Below are 15,812 nucleotides of genomic sequence, written 5' to 3' on the forward strand. Positions count from 1 at the left end.
AGTAGGGGACGCCGCGCCGCGGCGCCCCCAAAGGCAAGGGAAGGATCGGTACTACTTGATGGAATGAACGGTCTGTACGGTCTGCGTGCTCGGGAACAGGTTGCTCACGAAGCGGTTCCAGCGCACCATCGCGGCCGAATCGACGAACACCACGTCCTTGGGCTGCAGCTCGAACTTCTCCGCCACCGCCAGGGCCTGCGGCGATCCGCTGTCCAGGTGATAGACCAGCGGCTTGCCCTCGTCGGTGGCGCGCACCACGAAGATCTCTGACGGGTTGGCACTCATCTGATTCGGTCCTCCTGCTTCGCCCAGCGCCTCGGTCAGCGACATGCGGCCGTCGCGCATGACCGCGGCCATGGGGTTGGTCACCTCGCCCATCACGTACACCTTGCTATCTTCGCGAGGGGTTACCCGCACGACGTCCCCGGACCGCAGCATGACCTGGTTCAGGTCTTGCCCGCGCTCGATCAGCGCCGGAATGTTCACGCGCGTCTTCTTGCCCTCGCGTATGACGTAGACGCTGCTGCGGTCGCCGGTGGGCAGGATTCCGCCCGCGCGGTTGATCGCTTCGAGCAAGGTCATGGGTATGTCGTTGATTGCCACGGTTCCGGGATTCTTCACCTCGCCGTCCACATAGACGCGTTTGCTGCGATAGCCCAGCACGCGCACCGTGATCTGCGGGTCCTGGATGTACTTGCTGGAACTGTTGACTATGAGATTGCGCGCCTGGAGTTCCGTCAACCCCGCCACTTTGAGGAGTCCCGCATACGGAAATTGGATGTATCCAGTGGATGAAACGGTATATCCCGGAATGCCCGATGCGGTGTCTCCTATGGCTAGTTCGGTCGCCCCTGTCCCGATGGCGTAGGTTTGCGTCGGAAGCACGAGCTCGGGGTGGTCCCAGACGACGATCGAGAGAATGTCTCCCGGGCCGATGACGTAAGGCCCGCCCTTGCCGAGCAGGTGGCCCACGCCGCCCTTGTTGTCGATGAGGGCTTCCCGGGCCTGGTGCTCGTCCTGCACCAGCGTTGGCGTGATCTCCTTGATCTCGGCCACGGAATTCGGGTCTAGCGGATCTACCCGATGATCGGCCTTGAATGTCATGCCGGGAGAAAGGGCGCAGGCGCCCAGCGAGGACACGAGCGCGATAGCCGCAATGGCCCGGCTCAACGTTCCGAATAGTGTCGTCATGGCAAATCCACTGTGAATGACTTCGTTGCTTGGAAAGGAGCCCGATGCGTAACGGGTTGCGACATTCCACTCTCTTTTCCGTACCCCGCACATTCGACGGATGCCCTAAGCCTTCTCCTAGTCCGTTTGGAGGTTTCGACCGCGGCGAGCACTCAATAAGATTTCCCCGGTAGCTGCAAGTTTGCGGCGGCGCACATTTTTTTCCGCGCGCCGCGAAGTGTCTGCCCAAGAAACAGGAGTGCACGATGGACCCGTCCCAAACGGATATGTCGGCGAGATTCGGCGGAGCCGGTTATCTGTACCGGCTCCTGGATGCCGCGATCGTGATCGCCTGCGGCCTGACCGCCACGGGCCTGAAATTCTCCGACGAAGCGGTGGCCGACCCGCCGCAGATCCACCTGTTCCTCATCTATCTCTGCGGACTCGGCGTGATCGCCATCTTTCCCGCGTTCCGTCTTTATGTGTCATGGCGCGGTCGGCTGCTGACCGACCTGGTGGTGCGGGCGCTGGCGGCCTGGGCCACCGTGTTCGCGCTGGGCATCTTCGTCAGTTTTCTCATGCATCAGGCCGGCGCGGTATCGCGCGTATGGGCGGCTACGTGGTTCTGCCTGGCGGCGCTGGTGCTGACCGGGCTGCGCATCGGCGTATACGCCGTGCTGGGCGCCGCGCGCGACCGGGGGCTGGACCGCAAGCGCGTGGCGCTGGTCGGCTTCGGCGCGCTGGGCCACGACCTCTGGCGCCGCGTGGAACGCTACCGCGACGCGGGCTACGAAATCGCCGGCATCTATGCCGAAGACCACGAGATCCTGCCGCCGGGCGTGCGGCGCGTGGGCAGCCTGGAGTCGCTGCACGAGTTCGTGCAGCAGCACGGCGTGCGCGAGATCTGGATCGTGCTGCCGATGGAGGCCGGCCAGGAGCTGCGCGAGGTGCTGCACCACCTGCGCAACGACCTGGTCGACATCCGGTGGATTCCGGACGTGATGTCGATCCAACTGCTGGGGCACCGCATCGGCGAGTTCCTGGGGCTGCCCGCCATCCAGCTCAACAGCCTTCCGGCCGCCGGCGTGCGCGGCATGGCCAAGGAGGTGTTCGACCGCAGCTTTGCCGCGTGCGCGCTGCTCGGCCTGTCGCCGCTGATGCTGGCGATCGCCTGCCTGGTGAAGGCCACGTCCAAGGGGCCGGTGTTCTTCAAGCAGCCCCGGCTGGGCGTGGACGGCAAAGTGTTCCAGGTCTACAAGTTCCGCACCATGACCGTGCACCAGGAGCACGGCGTGGTGACCCAGGCCACGCGCAACGACGCGCGCGTCACGCGCATCGGCGGCTTCCTGCGGCGCACCAGCCTGGACGAGCTGCCGCAGTTCCTGAACGTGCTCAAGGGCGAGATGTCGGTAGTGGGCCCGCGCCCGCACGCGCTGGAGCACAACGAAATGTACAAGGACCTGGTGCAGCGCTACATGATGCGCCACCGCGTCAAGCCCGGCATCACCGGCTGGGCGCAGATCAACGGCTTTCGCGGCCAGACCGACACGCTGCGCAAGATGAGCGACCGCGTGGAGCACGATCTCTATTACATCCAGCACTGGACGTTCCGCATGGACCTGCAGATCATCGCCCGCACCGCGCTGTCGGGCTGGACGGGCCGCAATGTCTACTGAACCGCTGGGATGGCCCGCGATGCGCGAAGCGAAACCGCCCGCGGGCGCGCTGTCCGCCTCCGACTTCCGCCGAGCCGTGGAAATGCTGCCGCTGGTGTCCATCGACCTGCTGCTGCGCGACGGCGCGGGACGCTACCTGACCGGGCTGCGCGCCAACCCGCCGGCCCGGGGCGCGTGGTTCGTGCCGGGCGGGCGCATCCGCAAGAACGAGACGCTGCGCCAGGCGCTGCGCCGCATCGCCCGGGAGGAGCTGGGCCTGTCCGTGCCGGCCGAATCGTGGCGGCCGCGCGGCGTGTACGAGCACTTCTACGGCACCAATTTCGCGGGCGAGGCGGGACGCTCCACCCATTACGTCGTGCTGGCCTATGAGGCCGACTTTCCGCTGGACATCGCCAACCTGCCGCGAGCGCAGCACCAGCGCTACCGCTGGGCCAGCGCCGAGGCGATCGCCGCCGATCCCGGCGTGCACCCCTACACCCAGGCCTACTTCAAGGAGTGAGCGCCATGACCAATCCCCTTCCCCCGTACCGGGCCGTCATTCTTTGCGGCGGATCCGGCTCGCGCCTGTGGCCGCTGTCGCGCGAACTGCTGCCCAAGCAGTTCATCCGGCTGACCAACGACCGCTCGCTGCTGCAGAACACCCTGCTGCGGCTGGGCTCGGCCGGCGCGCAGGCCCGGCCCATGCTGGTGTGCAACGAGGCGCACCGCTACATCGCGGCCGAGCAGGCGCTGGAGCTGGGCATGAAGGACGTGGAGGTCATCCTGGAGCCGCACGCGCGCAACACCGCGCCGGCCATCGCGGCGGCCACCCTGCGCGCCATGCGCGACGGGGAAGATCCGGTCATGCTCATCATGCCGTCGGACCACGTGCTGGAAGACGGCGAGGTGCTGGCCGAGGCGTTCGCGCAGGCTTACCAGGCCGCGCGCAACGGCGCGCTGGTGACGTTCGGCATCCGGCCCACATCGCCGCTGAGCGGCTACGGCTACATCCAGGCCGAAGAAGCGCCCGAGCTGGCGCCCGCCCGCCGCGTAAGGCGCTTCGTGGAAAAGCCCTCGCCCGAAGTGGCCCAGCGCTTCATCGACGAAGGCAACTACTACTGGAACAGCGGCATGTTCGCCTTCCAGGCGTCCGTCTTCATTGGCGAGCTGGAACGGCTGGCGCCCCGGATCCTGGAGCAGGTGCGGGCCGCGGTGGACGCCGGCACCGGCGAAACCGCCCTCTTCCACCTGGACGGCGCGGCCTTCGAGGCCTGCCCCAGCGATTCCATGGACTACGCCATCATGGAACGCACCGACAGCGCGGTGGTCATTCCCCTGGCCGCCTCGTGGAGCGACGTGGGCGCCTGGGACGCGGTATGGGGCATTGCCAGCAAGACGGCCGACGGCAATTCCATGTCGGGCGACGTGATGGTGGAGGACTCGCGCAACTGCCTCATCCATTCGACCAGCCGCCTGGTCGCCTCGGTGGGCCTGGACGACATCGTGGTGATCGAAACCGCCGACGCCGTGCTGGTCGCGCACAAGACGCGCTCGCAGGACGTAAAGCGGCTGGTGGAGGCGTTCAAGACGCAGCAGCGCGCGGAACTCAACCACCACCGGGAGGTGCAGCGCCCCTGGGGTTCCTACGACTCGGTCGGCCAGGGACCGCGCTACCAGGTCAAGCGCATCACCGTAAAGCCGGGCGCGCGGCTGTCCTCGCAGATGCACCACCACCGCGCGGAGCACTGGATCGTGGTCACCGGCACGGCGCGCATCTACCGGGGCGACGAGCAGTTCCTCCTGACGGAGAACCAGTCGACCTACATCCCGCTCGGCGAAGTCCACAGCCTGGAAAACCCGGGAAAGATCCCGCTGGAGATCATCGAAGTGCAATCCGGAGCCTACCTGGGCGAGGACGACATCGTCCGCTTCCAGGACATGTATGGGCGCGTCTGAGCCGCGCAACGCCCGGCCGCCCTTCTGGCGTCCGGGCCTGGCCCGCCTTTGCCTGCCGACCGCCGGGCTCTTCTTCCTGGTGATGGTGTCGGTGGGCAACCTGCCCGGACTCGCGTCCGACATGTCGGACGCCTTTGGCGACAAGCGCCTGCACCTGGCGGCCTATGGGTTTCTGGCCGCGCTGATTTACCTGTCGGTCAACCGCCGCCCCATTCTTGCCGCCCTCTTTTCGGTGGCCGTGCTGGGGACGCTAGACGAAGGAATCCAATCCCTTTTTCCCTACCGGCAGGCTGAGTTATTAGACCTTTTGGCCGATATCCTGGCGGCGGGTGTGTCAGTAACCTGCCTACACATCGGTTCCGCAGCCTTCGGCTCCTTTCGTGCAGTTTCTAAGTCTTAAGGATACAACCATGTCTAAAAGGGCACTGATCACCGGCGTTACTGGTCAAGACGGCGCCTATCTCGCGGAGTTGCTGCTGTCCAAGGGCTACGAAGTCCACGGCATCAAGCGCCGGGCCTCGCTCTTCAACACCGCGCGCATCGACCATCTTTACCAGGATCCGCATGACCAGCCGCGCCATTTCGTGCTGCATCATGGCGACATGACCGATTCCTGCAGCCTGATCCGCATCGTGCAGGCCGTGCAGCCGGACGAGATCTACAACCTCGCGGCGCAGAGCCATGTGGGGGTGTCGTTCGAGGAGCCCGAATACACCGCCAACGCCGACGGCCTGGGCACGCTGCGCCTGCTGGAGGCGATCCGCATCCTGAAGCTGGAGAACAAGACCCGCTTCTACCAGGCATCGACCTCCGAACTGTACGGCCTGGTGCAGGAGATCCCGCAGCGCGAAACCACGCCCTTCTACCCGCGCAGCCCCTATGCCGCGGCCAAGCTGTACGCCTACTGGATCAGCGTGAACTACCGCGAAGCCTACGGCATGTACGCCTGCAACGGCATCCTCTTCAACCACGAGTCGCCCAAGCGCGGCGAAACCTTCGTCACCCGCAAGATCACGCGCGGGCTGGCCCGCATCGTGCTGGGCCTGCAGGACTGCCTCTATATGGGCAACCTGTCCGCGCTGCGCGACTGGGGACATGCGCGCGACTATGTGGAAATGCAGTGGCTCATGCTTCAGCAGGACACGCCGGAAGACTATGTCATCGCCACCGGCATGCAGTACAGCGTGCGCGAGTTCATCAACACGGCCGCGCGCGAGCTGGGCATCCTGCTGGCGTGGGAGGGAGAAGGGCTGAACGAAACCGCCACCGTGCTGTTCAGCCCGGTGCACGACGTCAAGGCGGGCCAGGTCATCGTGCGCGTGGATCCCCGCTACTTCCGGCCGACCGAGGTGGAGACGCTGCTGGGCGATCCCACCAAGGCCCGCGAGAAGCTGGGCTGGTCGCCCCGCACCACGTTCGCCCAGTTGGTCAAGGAAATGGTGGAAGCCGATCTGAAGGAAGCGCGCCGGGACGCCCTGGTCGAACAGAACGGCTATGAAATCTACGCCTACAAGGAGTAGCCTGCCATGACGGACCTGGACCAACGCGTGTTCGTGGCCGGCCATCGCGGCATGGTGGGCGCGGCCATCGCCCGCGAGCTGCAGCGGCGCGGGTATCGCGGCGTTATCACGCGCAGCCGCGCGGAGCTCGACCTGGAAAACCAGGACCAGGTGCGCCGGTTCTTCGCGTCCACCCCGGTGGACGTGGTGTACCTGGCCGCCGCGAAGGTGGGCGGCATCCTGGCCAACCACACCCATCCGGTGGATTTTCTTTACCGCAACCTGATGATCGAGTGCAACGTCATCCACGCCGCCTACGAGGCGGGGGTGCGCAAACTGCTGTTCCTGGGCTCGTCCTGCATCTATCCGCGCGAGGCCCCGCAGCCCATACGCGAGGACGCACTGCTGACGGGGCCGCTGGAGGCCACTAACGAACCCTACGCCATCGCCAAGATCGCCGGGCTCAAGCTGTGCGAGGCATACCAGCGCGAATACGGCGCGCGCTTCATTTGCGCGATGCCGACCAACCTGTACGGCCCGCACGACAACTACGACCTGCAGAGCAGCCACGTGCTTCCCGCCCTGATCCGCAAGTTCCACGAGGGCCGCGAGAACGGGCAGGAAAGCGTCGTCCTGTGGGGCACCGGCGCCCCGCTGCGCGAGTTCCTGTACGTGGACGACCTGGCCGAGGCCTGCGTCACGCTGATGGAGCATCCGCAGGCCGAAGGCATCTACAACATCGGCGCGGGGCGGGACATCTCCATCGCCGACCTTGCCGCGCTGGTGGCGCGGGTGGTGGGCTACACGGGCGCCATCGTCTACGACGCCGGCAAGCCCGACGGCACGCTGCGCAAGCTGATGGATTCCTCGCGCATGCGCGCGCTGGGCTGGCGCCCGGCCACCCCGCTCGCCCGGGGCATCGAGCTGGCCTACGGCCATTTCCTGCGCGAACGCGCCCCGGGCGCCGTTTCCGTGGCCTGAGGCCACGCCCTCCGACCCACAGGCTTACCGATGTTCGGATTCGTGAGGAAATACATCGCCGGCAATGCCTCGTTCTGGGGACTCGTGGAGTACGGCGTCGGCCCGATGGCGGCGCTGGTGGCGCTGCCCATCCTGTTCCGCCAGTTGGGCACGGTGGGGTTCGGCCAGTACTCGATGATCATCGCGCTGGCCGGCTTCGGCAACGCCGCCAACCTGGGCGCGGCGGTGACGGCCACCAAGCTGGTATCCGAGCGCATGCACGAGCCGGGCGGAGCCTACCGCGCGGCCGGCGTGGGCATGGCGCTGATCGGCTGCGCGCTGGGCGTGGTGAGCGTCATCGCGGTGGCGCTGTGGCTGGCGGTGAGCCTGCTCTGGCCGCACGCCACGTTCGGCGGCGTGGCCGTCACCCTGCTCGCGATGCCGGCGCTGGCCATCTATCTGGCGCAGCAATACGACCAGCTTTTCTCCGGCTGCCTGAAAGGCCGCGAAGACTTCCGCGCCACCGCGCTGTGCGAGGTGTTCAGCCGCAGCGGCACCCTGGCGCTGGCCTGCGCCACCGCGGCCTTGACGGCCTCGCCGACCTGGACCGGCCTGGCCCAGGCGCTGGGCCTGCTGCTGGCCGGCAGCGCCAAGATGGGCGTGTTCTCCCGCGCCTATGGACACGCGGCGGTCCGGCCGGTGCGGGACCGCTCCGCGATGATGGAGGCGTTCCGCTTCTCGCGCTGGTCGTGGCTCAACAGCCTGAGCGCACTCGCCTTCGGCTCGGTGGACCGCGTGCTGGTGGGCAGCCTGATGGGGCCGGCCGCGCTTGCCATCTATACGGTGGGCGTGCAGGTCGGCCAGATGATCCACACCGCCTCGGTGGCCATCTTCCAGAAGGCGATGCCGCGGGTGAGCCGCCTGGCCGCGGCGCCGCCCTACCCCGGTGCGGCCGAGCGCGAAGTGCGCCGCATGATGCTGGCCAATCTCGCGCTGTCGGTCACGGCCACCCTGGCGGTGCTGGCGGTGAGCTCGCCGCTGCTGGATCTGATGCTGGGCTCGAACGTGGCCGAAGGCCATCTGGGCACGTTCCGGCTGCTCATCGCGGCCTCCGGCATGCTCTCGCTCAACGCGGCCGCGCACTTCTCGCTGCTCGGCCTGGGCAACTCGCGCGCCATCGCCATCCTGAACGGCTTGGGAGGACTGGCCATGCTGTGCGTCATGGCCGCGCTGGTGCACGTGGCGGGCGAACACGCCGCCGCCTGGGGCCGCATGGCCTATGCGCTCATCACGCTGGCCGGCGTGGCCCTCGCCATCCGCCAATCCCGCCCGGACATCGCGGGCGCCATACCGGCCGCCACCCGGTAAATCCTATGCTGAGGTTTCCCATGCGCAATCGTCACATCGCCCATACGCGCCAGCTCGTCGAATTCGTCAGCGAACTGCGTCCGCCGGCCCCCATCGCGGGCAACCTGCTGCCCAAGCTGACCATCGTGACGCCCTCCTACAACCAGGCGCGCTTCCTGGAGCGCACCATTCTTTCGGTGCTGAACCAGGGCTACCCCAGGCTGGAATACATCATCATCGACGGCGGCTCCACCGACGGCAGCGTGGACATCATCCGCAAGTACGAGCGCTACCTGAGCTACTGGGAAAGCACGCCCGACCGCGGGCAGTCGCACGCCATCAACAAGGGGTTCGAGCGCGCCACGGGCGAATACGTGGGCTGGCAGAACTCCGACGATCTGTATTTCCCGGGCGCGCTGCGCAAGCTCGGCGCCGCCGCCTCGCGCGTGCGCGCGCCCATCATCAGCGGCAACCTGTTCGTGGCCGACGCCGAAAACCGCATCTTCCGCAAGATCCACTACACGCCGGTCAACCGTGGCACGCTGACGGTGGTGAAGGCGTCCATTCCGAACCAGTCCGCCATCTTCCGCCGCGACCTGCTGCGCAAGCACGGGCTGCTGCAGGAGAGCATGCGCTACTGCATGGACCTGGAACTCTGGAGCCGGCTGCTGCGCGAGGGCAAGAACGTGATCGTGCCCGACGCCATGGGGGTCTACACCGCCCACGACGAAACCAAGACCGCGCTCATGCAGGACGTGCTGCAGGAAGAGCGCGAGCAGATCGTGGACCGCATCCGCCGCACCGAGCCGGGGCTGGGCAAGCTCTTCGAACTGTCGTGCCGCGCGTCCAAGGTGGCCGCGCACGCGCGCCAGGGCGACCTTTCCTACCTGATCGAAAAGCTCGCCACCAAGCTCTTCCGGCGCGACGACTGGGCGGTGCGCTAGCGCCGCCCGCCCCAGGAGCCTCTCCCATGGCCAACATCCGCAAACTCTCGACCCTGCACCTGCTGGGACTGTTCGCGTTCACCGCGCTGGCGCTGAACAACGACCATTTCGTGCTGGGCGTGGGCGGCTTCAAGCTTTCGCCCTTCGACCTGCTCTTCGTCGCCATGCTGGGCGTCAAGGCGCTCAGGCTGGCCGAGCCCGGCGCCTACGCGCTGCCGCGCGGGGCGCTGGGCATGCTGCTGGGCATGCAGTGCCTGTCGGTGATCTACCTGCTGCTGGTGTCGGCGCACCATCCGGGCATCGAGACGGGCGACGTGGCGCGCGACCTGCGCATCGTGTTCTATTTCCTGTGCACGCCCTTTCTCTGCTACAAGGACATCGACAGTCCGCACGCCTACGCCATCCTGCAGAAGTACATCGTGGCGGCCTGCCTGGCCGTGTCCACCTTCATGCTGCTGGAACAAGCCCAGGGTTTCTCCATCTCGAATCCCGTGCGCAACGTGCAGCTGGGCATCTGGGCGATTCCGTCCGGCGTGGTGTCGCTGCTGTACTTCCGCCGCACCCTGAACGTGTCGGGCCCCAAGGCCTACGCGCTCACCGTGTACATGCTGATGGCGCTGGTGTTCTCGCTCAACCGCAGCCAGTACCTGCAGCTGGCGGTGGCCGTTTTCCTGGCGATGATGCTGGCGGGCAACCCCGAGGTGCGGCGCCGCGTGTTCCTGATCTTCGCGCCCGCCACGGTGGCCGGCGTGCTGGTTTTCGCCAGCATCGGCTACCTGGACGTGCTCGCCAACCGCATCTTCAGCGTGGAGCGCCTGGACGAGGATTCGAGCTACGGCGCGCGCATCCAGGAGATGCAGGGGCAGATGGACTTCTTCGCCGAAAGCCCCGTGTTCGGCAAGGGCGCGGGCTTTCGCAGTTGGGTCATGGGCGAGAACGGCTTCGAGCTGAGCACTTTCGCGCACAACTCCTGGGCCTTCTACCTGATGAAGTTCGGCATCGTCGGCACCATCATGATCATGCTGCCGCCGCTGCTCATCCTGCTGCTCACCCTGCTGAGACGATACCGGAATCCCGGCCTGGAGCTGCATCGGCGATACCTGCTCGCCACCGTCCCGATCTACATCTTCGTGGATTCGCTGTCGGGCGGCCTGGCCTATGCCCCCAAGACCGCCTTCACCGGCTTCCTGCTCTGCTATTGCCTGTCGCTGCTGCGCAATGCCCGCGCCATGCCCGTGCCGACGCAGGCCGCCGCTTCCCCCAGCCCCCGTCCGGACGCGTCGCGCCGGGCGCTACCGCGAGTTCTGCCTCATGTCTGATGTCATGTTTGTCTCGCCGGACCTGCACGGCGGCGTCGGAAGGTGCGTCGCCTTCATCGCGGACGCGCTGCCGGAACGCGGCATCGACTCGTCGCTGTTCCTGCTGCGTTCGCGCAACCGCGAATACCCCGTGTCCAACCCCAAGGTGACCCGCGCCCTGCCCATCATCGAGTCTCCGCAACGCTTCCGGCTTATGCTGCCGCTGGCGTTCTTCAAGCTGCTGCGCCAGATCCGCCGCGAGCGGCCCGCCATCGTGTGTTCGCACGGGCTGCTGTGCAACCTGCTGGTCGTCATCGCGCGGGCGCTGCTGCGCGGCAAGTTCCGCACGGTGGCGTTCGAGCACAGCAGCCCGGCCATCCACTACGGCGCCTCCAGGCTGAGCCGGCTCAAGTGCTGGGTCGTGAGCCAGACCTACCGGCGCCACGATGCCGTGGTCGGCGTCTCGCGCGGCGTGAAGGAAGACCTGGTCAGCATGTTTCCGCCGCTGCGCGGCAAGGTCCGGTACATCTACAACGGCGTGCCGCTGGACAACGTGCGGGCCCAGAGCGGGCAGGCGTCCGTGCCGGGCGCGGCCGCGTCGCGGGAGCTGCACGTGGTGGCGGTGGGACGGCTGGAAGCCGTCAAGGACTACGCCACGCTGGTGGACGCCGCGGCCCTGCTGGACGATCCCCGCATTTCCATCACCATCCTGGGCGAGGGCTCCGAGCACGCGGCGCTGCAGCGGCGCATCGAACAGCGGCCGTCGCGCACCCGCGTAACGCTGGCCGGCCACATCGACAACCCTTTTCCCATGCTGGCGGGAGCAGGCGCCTTCGCTTCCACGTCGCTGCGCGAAAGCTTCGGCAACGTGCTGGTCGAGGCGCTCTGCCTGGGCGTGCCGGTCATTTCCACCGACTGCCCGCACGGCCCCGCCGAAATCCTCGACGCGGGACGCTACGGCCTGCTGGTGCCGGTAGGCGACGCCGCGGCGCTGGCCGACGCCGTGCGTCGCCTGGCCGACGACGCCGAGATGCGCCAGCGGCTGGCCGAACAGGGTCCGGCGCGCGCGGACTTCTTCTCTCTCGAGCGGCATTGCCTCAATGTCATCGCGCTTTTCGAGCCGCTGCTGCGGCGCGGCACGCCCTGAACAGGACAGCATCATGCAGAAGATACCGATTTCCGTCGTGGTCATGACCAAGAACGAGGAGCGAAACATCGTCAAGTGCCTGAAGGCGCTCGCCGACTTCGATGAAGTGTTCGTGGTGGACTCCAACAGCACCGACGCCACCTGCGTGCTGGCTGAATCGCTGGGCGCGAAAGTGTGCAACTTCCAGTGGAACGGCAAATACCCGAAGAAGAAGCAATGGTGCCTGGAGTCGCTGCCCTTCTCCCATCCGGTGGTCCTGTACGTCGACGCCGACGAGGAAATGACGCCGGCGCTGGCCCGCGAAATACGCGATTGCCTGCCCCGCTTCGCGGCCGGCGCGGGCGGCGCCTTCGTGCCGTTCGACTACGTGTTCTGCGGCCGTAAGCTCGAGCACGGGCACCGCGTCTACAAGCTGGCGCTGCTGGCGCGCGAGCGCTCGCGCTTTCTGGACTACGACGACCTGGACGTGGCCAACATGTGGGAGGTGGAAGGCCACTACCAGCCGCAGGTGCAGGGCGAAACCTTCGCGCTGCGCAACCGCATGGTCCACAACGACCACGATACGCTCTTCCATTACTTCGACAAACACAACCGCTATTCGGATTGGGAAGCCAACCTGCGCACCAAGGGACTGATGAACGACCCGCGCGAAGCCAACGTGGGCGCGCGCGCCCTGCTCAAGCGCATCTTCCAGGCCATGCCATTCAAGGGGCCGGTGTCGTTCCTGCATTCCTATGTGTTCCGCCTCGGCTTTCTCGACGGCAAGGCCGGCTTCGACTACGCAATCGCGCGCGCCCTGTACTACTGGCAGATCCGCATCAAAACGGAGGAAATCCGCAAGGAGCGGCAGGCCGCCCTCGGCCGGGCCAAGGGGGAAACCGTGGCGGGAGCCGCGAAATGAGCGCGCTGCAGCGGCTGGACCAGTTCACGCTGGCTCCGGGACAGCGCGGCCGCTCGGCCCTGACGGTGCAGCTCTGGTGGATCGTCCAGGGCACGCTGTTCCGCTGGTCGCCGCAGGTGGCCTACGGTTTTCGCCGCTGGCTGCTGCGCTGCTTCGGCGCGCGCGTGGGCCGCAAAGTGCTGGTGCGCCCCAGCGCCACCATCACCTATCCCTGGAAAGTGGAGATCGGCGACTATGCCTGGATCGGCGACGACGCGGTGATCTACAGCCTGGGGCAGATCCACATCGGGGCGCACGCCGTGATCTCGCAGCGCAGCTATCTCTGCGCGGCCGACCACGATCCGGCGCGGCCCGACTTCCCGCTGCGCGAACGCATGGTGCGCATCGAGGACGGCGCCTGGGTGGCCACCGACGTGTTCATCGCCCCCGACGTCACGGTGGGCCGCGAAACCGTCGTCGGCGCGCGCAGCTCGGTGTTCCGCAGCCTGCCGCCCGGCATGATTTGCCACGGCAGCCCCTGCCGCCCCGTGCGGCCCCGCGCGGCGCGGGACGCCTCATGAAAATCCTCGTCTACGGCATCAATTACGCGCCCGAGCTGACCGGCACCGGCAAGTACACCGCCGAGATGGCCGAATGGCTGGCGGCGCGCGGGCACCAGGTCAGCGTGGTCACGGCGCCGCCCTACTACCCGCAATGGCGGGTGCAGCTGGGCTACCGCGCCGGACGCTACCAGCGCGAGACGCTGCGCGGCGTGGACGTGCGCCGCGCGCCGCTGTGGGTGCCCGCGCGGCCCGGCGGCGCCAAGCGCCTGGCGCACCTGGCCAGCTTCGCGCTGTCCAGCCTGCCCTCGCTGCTGCGCGCCGCGGTGAGCCGCCCCGACCTGGTGTTCGTGGTCGAGCCCGCCCTGTTCTGCGCGCCGGCCGCGTGGCTGGCCGCGCGGCTTTGCGGCGCGCGCGCATGGCTGCACATCCAGGACTACGAAGTGGACGCGGCGTTCGAGCTGGGGCTGCTCAAGGGCGCCGGGCTGCGCGGCCTGGTGCGCCGCGCCGAGACGTGGCTGATGCGCCGCTTCGACCGCGTCTCCACGATATCGGGGCGCATGCTGGAACGGGCGCTGGCCAAGGGCGTGGATCCGGCGCGCGCGCTGCTGCTGCCCAACTGGATCGACGTGGACCGCATCTCGCCCGACGAGGGCGGCGACCTGCGCGCCGAGCTGGGCATTCCGCCCCAGGCCGTGGTGGCGCTCTATTCGGGCAACATGGGCGGCAAGCAGGGCCTGCTGACGCTGGCCGACGCCGCCCGCCGGCTGAGCGCGCACGAAGGAATCTGGTTCGTGTTCTGCGGCCAGGGCCCCGAGCGCGCGCCGCTGCAGGACGCCTGCGCGGGCCTGCGGCGCGTGGTGTTCCTGGACCTGCAGCCCGCCGAGCGGCTGGGCGCGCTGCTGCGCACCGCGGACATCCACCTGCTGCCCCAGCGCGCCGGCGCGGCCGACCTGGTCATGCCGTCCAAGCTCACGGGCATGCTGGCCAGCGGCCGGCCCGTGGTGTGCGGCGCGGCCGAAGGCACCGAGCTGGCCGGCGTGGTGCGCCACTGCGGCCTGCTGGTGGCCCCCGAAGACGGCGGCGCCTTGGCCGGGGCCGTCCGCGCCCTGGCCGACGATTCCGCCCGCCGCCATGCGCTCGGCGAGGCCGCGCGGCAGTATGCGCAGGCGCACCTGCACGTGGAATCGGTGCTGGCCGCGGCCGAGCACGCTTTCCTGGACGCCACGGGCCAGGCGCTTTCCCGGTCCGCCGCCGCGCGGGAGAGCGCCGCGCGGGAAAGCGCCGCGCGGGAGAGCGATCTCTGAAACGCGATCCCCGCCGCCGGTTTCTCGATGTGCGATCGCCGAAGCCCGGGCCGCCCGCCTGGCGCGCCATGCCGGCCGCCCTCGCCGGGCATAGAGGTGCGCGCCTGCGTGGACTGCGGACAGTCCGCGCAGGCGTGCATCCCTATGCCGCTGGTTCGCTCTTGGGCGCGAGGCCAGGCGCCGGCGGCCCGTTGCCGTGCACCAGCCCCATCTGCACCGCGATGTAGGCCGCCTCGGCCTGGTTGCGGGCGTTGAGCTTCCAGTACAGGGTGCGAGCGTGACTCTTGACCGTGGCAACCGAAATGCCCACCTGCTGGCCGATCTCCCGCATGGTCTTGCCTTGCACCAGCAATTGCAGGATTTCCTCCTGGCGCTGGGTCAGCTCGCGCAGTTCGGGCGCCGGCGCGTGGCTGGCCAGCGGCATTCTCGATGAAGGCTGCGGATAGCATTCGCCGCCCGCCAGCACCAGGCTCACCGCTGCCGACAGCGCCTCGGGACTCGATGCCTTGGGCAGGTAGCCCGCCACGCCGGCGCGCGCGCATCCCGTCATCACCAGCGGGTCCAGCACCGCATACAGCACCAGCACCAGCCGCGGCATGAACAGCGAGGTCGCCTGGGAGAGCAGGCTCAGGTCGCTATCGGCCACGCCGCTGCACCCGAGCACCAGCAATTCCACGGGCCGGTTGAGCGAACTGGACATATTGAGCAGATGGGCTGGCGAGATTGCCAGAATGTCGTCGGCGTTGCGCACGCGCTCCAGCACATGCTGGATCGCGACGCGAAGCAGCGCATAGTCTTCGATGAGTACGGTCGTCATCCTGGACGGAACCTTGTGAAGCATGGTTCAGACAACGGTTCCCGCGATCCAGGCTCACGCGCGCAGCGGCGCTGGCGAATGCGATTGGGGGCACGGGAGTCCTATCCGCGCTCCTGGATCGCTTTGGCGGCGCTGAGTAATCGCCATGCCAACCCATGCTTGCGGACACATCCCATGCTAGCAGCGGGGCTGCGCGGTGAATCTCGTTCAGGAGGATGATTGGTGGCGGAATGCGGCGGTATGGCGGGCGCCAGCGCCGTGGAAAACCGCCC

At 67.7% G+C, this 15,812-nt stretch carries 15 protein-coding genes; 13 read left to right on the top strand and 2 right to left on the bottom strand.

The window, feature by feature from the left end; translation table 11 throughout:
* Positions 1 to 51: 51 nt before the first annotated feature.
* Positions 52 to 1,191 carry a polysaccharide biosynthesis/export family protein gene (locus NGJ44_RS13195; RefSeq protein ID WP_053244771.1) on the bottom strand — a complete coding sequence of 380 codons (1,140 nt, stop codon included), beginning with the start codon at positions 1,189 to 1,191 and terminating at the stop codon, positions 52 to 54.
* Positions 1,192 to 1,436: 245 nt separating this feature from the next.
* On the opposite strand from NGJ44_RS13195, the gene NGJ44_RS13200 reads away from it, so the two are divergent.
* From NGJ44_RS13200 to NGJ44_RS13260, 13 genes are read left to right on the top strand one after another with little or no spacing between them, the layout of a single operon-like run.
* On the top strand, positions 1,437 to 2,846 hold the full coding sequence (locus NGJ44_RS13200; RefSeq protein ID WP_053244772.1) for an undecaprenyl-phosphate glucose phosphotransferase: 1,410 nt from the start codon (positions 1,437 to 1,439) through the stop codon (positions 2,844 to 2,846).
* Positions 2,836 to 3,345, top strand: coding sequence for a GDP-mannose mannosyl hydrolase (locus NGJ44_RS13205; RefSeq protein ID WP_082308314.1), 510 nt, complete (start codon positions 2,836 to 2,838; stop codon positions 3,343 to 3,345). The genes NGJ44_RS13200 and NGJ44_RS13205 overlap by 11 nt, the downstream gene beginning before the upstream one ends.
* Positions 3,346 to 3,350: 5 nt before the next feature.
* Positions 3,351 to 4,781, top strand: coding sequence for a mannose-1-phosphate guanylyltransferase/mannose-6-phosphate isomerase (locus NGJ44_RS13210; RefSeq protein ID WP_053244774.1), 1,431 nt, complete (start codon positions 3,351 to 3,353; stop codon positions 4,779 to 4,781).
* Positions 4,768 to 5,181 carry a VanZ family protein gene (locus NGJ44_RS13215; protein ID WP_200908012.1) on the top strand — a complete coding sequence of 138 codons (414 nt, stop codon included), beginning with the start codon at positions 4,768 to 4,770 and terminating at the stop codon, positions 5,179 to 5,181. Before NGJ44_RS13210 ends, NGJ44_RS13215 begins: the two co-directional genes overlap by 14 nt.
* Before the next feature lie 10 nt (positions 5,182 to 5,191).
* The gene (gmd, locus tag NGJ44_RS13220) at positions 5,192 to 6,301 is read left to right on the top strand and encodes a GDP-mannose 4,6-dehydratase (RefSeq protein ID WP_053244775.1); all 1,110 of its coding nucleotides are present in this window, start codon (positions 5,192 to 5,194) and stop codon (positions 6,299 to 6,301) included.
* A 6-nt stretch (positions 6,302 to 6,307) separates the two neighbouring features.
* Positions 6,308 to 7,261 carry a GDP-L-fucose synthase family protein gene (locus NGJ44_RS13225; protein WP_251864202.1) on the top strand — a complete coding sequence of 318 codons (954 nt, stop codon included), beginning with the start codon at positions 6,308 to 6,310 and terminating at the stop codon, positions 7,259 to 7,261.
* Positions 7,262 to 7,291: 30 nt separating this feature from the next.
* Positions 7,292 to 8,608, top strand: a complete 1,317-nt coding sequence (locus NGJ44_RS13230) for a lipopolysaccharide biosynthesis protein (RefSeq protein ID WP_053244777.1) — start codon at positions 7,292 to 7,294, stop codon at positions 8,606 to 8,608.
* A 20-nt stretch (positions 8,609 to 8,628) separates the two neighbouring features.
* Positions 8,629 to 9,531, top strand: a complete 903-nt coding sequence (locus tag NGJ44_RS13235; RefSeq protein ID WP_053244778.1) for a glycosyltransferase family 2 protein — start codon at positions 8,629 to 8,631, stop codon at positions 9,529 to 9,531.
* 26 nt (positions 9,532 to 9,557) lie between these two features.
* The gene (locus NGJ44_RS13240) at positions 9,558 to 10,850 is read left to right on the top strand and encodes an O-antigen ligase family protein (protein WP_053244779.1); all 1,293 of its coding nucleotides are present in this window, start codon (positions 9,558 to 9,560) and stop codon (positions 10,848 to 10,850) included.
* The gene (locus NGJ44_RS13245; RefSeq protein ID WP_251864203.1) at positions 10,843 to 11,976 is read left to right on the top strand and encodes a glycosyltransferase; all 1,134 of its coding nucleotides are present in this window, start codon (positions 10,843 to 10,845) and stop codon (positions 11,974 to 11,976) included. The genes NGJ44_RS13240 and NGJ44_RS13245 overlap by 8 nt, the downstream gene beginning before the upstream one ends.
* Positions 11,977 to 11,989: 13 nt before the next feature.
* Positions 11,990 to 12,877 carry a glycosyltransferase family 2 protein gene (locus NGJ44_RS13250; RefSeq protein WP_053244783.1) on the top strand — a complete coding sequence of 296 codons (888 nt, stop codon included), beginning with the start codon at positions 11,990 to 11,992 and terminating at the stop codon, positions 12,875 to 12,877.
* A complete protein-coding gene (locus NGJ44_RS13255; RefSeq protein WP_286012357.1) occupies positions 12,874 to 13,437 on the top strand; it encodes a putative colanic acid biosynthesis acetyltransferase in 564 nt (187 codons plus the stop codon). Before NGJ44_RS13250 ends, NGJ44_RS13255 begins: the two co-directional genes overlap by 4 nt.
* Entirely contained in the window at positions 13,434 to 14,723 is a 1,290-nt protein-coding gene (locus NGJ44_RS13260; RefSeq protein WP_251864204.1) for a glycosyltransferase WbuB, read from the top strand. Before NGJ44_RS13255 ends, NGJ44_RS13260 begins: the two co-directional genes overlap by 4 nt.
* Before the next feature lie 142 nt (positions 14,724 to 14,865).
* Here the strand turns inward: NGJ44_RS13260 and NGJ44_RS13265 are convergent, their stop codons facing one another.
* The gene (locus tag NGJ44_RS13265) at positions 14,866 to 15,540 is read right to left on the bottom strand and encodes a response regulator transcription factor (RefSeq protein WP_251864205.1); all 675 of its coding nucleotides are present in this window, start codon (positions 15,538 to 15,540) and stop codon (positions 14,866 to 14,868) included.
* Positions 15,541 to 15,812 lie beyond the last annotated feature (272 nt).

Origin of the sequence: Achromobacter sp. Marseille-Q4962, assembly GCF_943737005.1 — a bacterium.
Classification (GTDB): Bacteria; Pseudomonadota; Gammaproteobacteria; order Burkholderiales; family Burkholderiaceae_B; genus Achromobacter.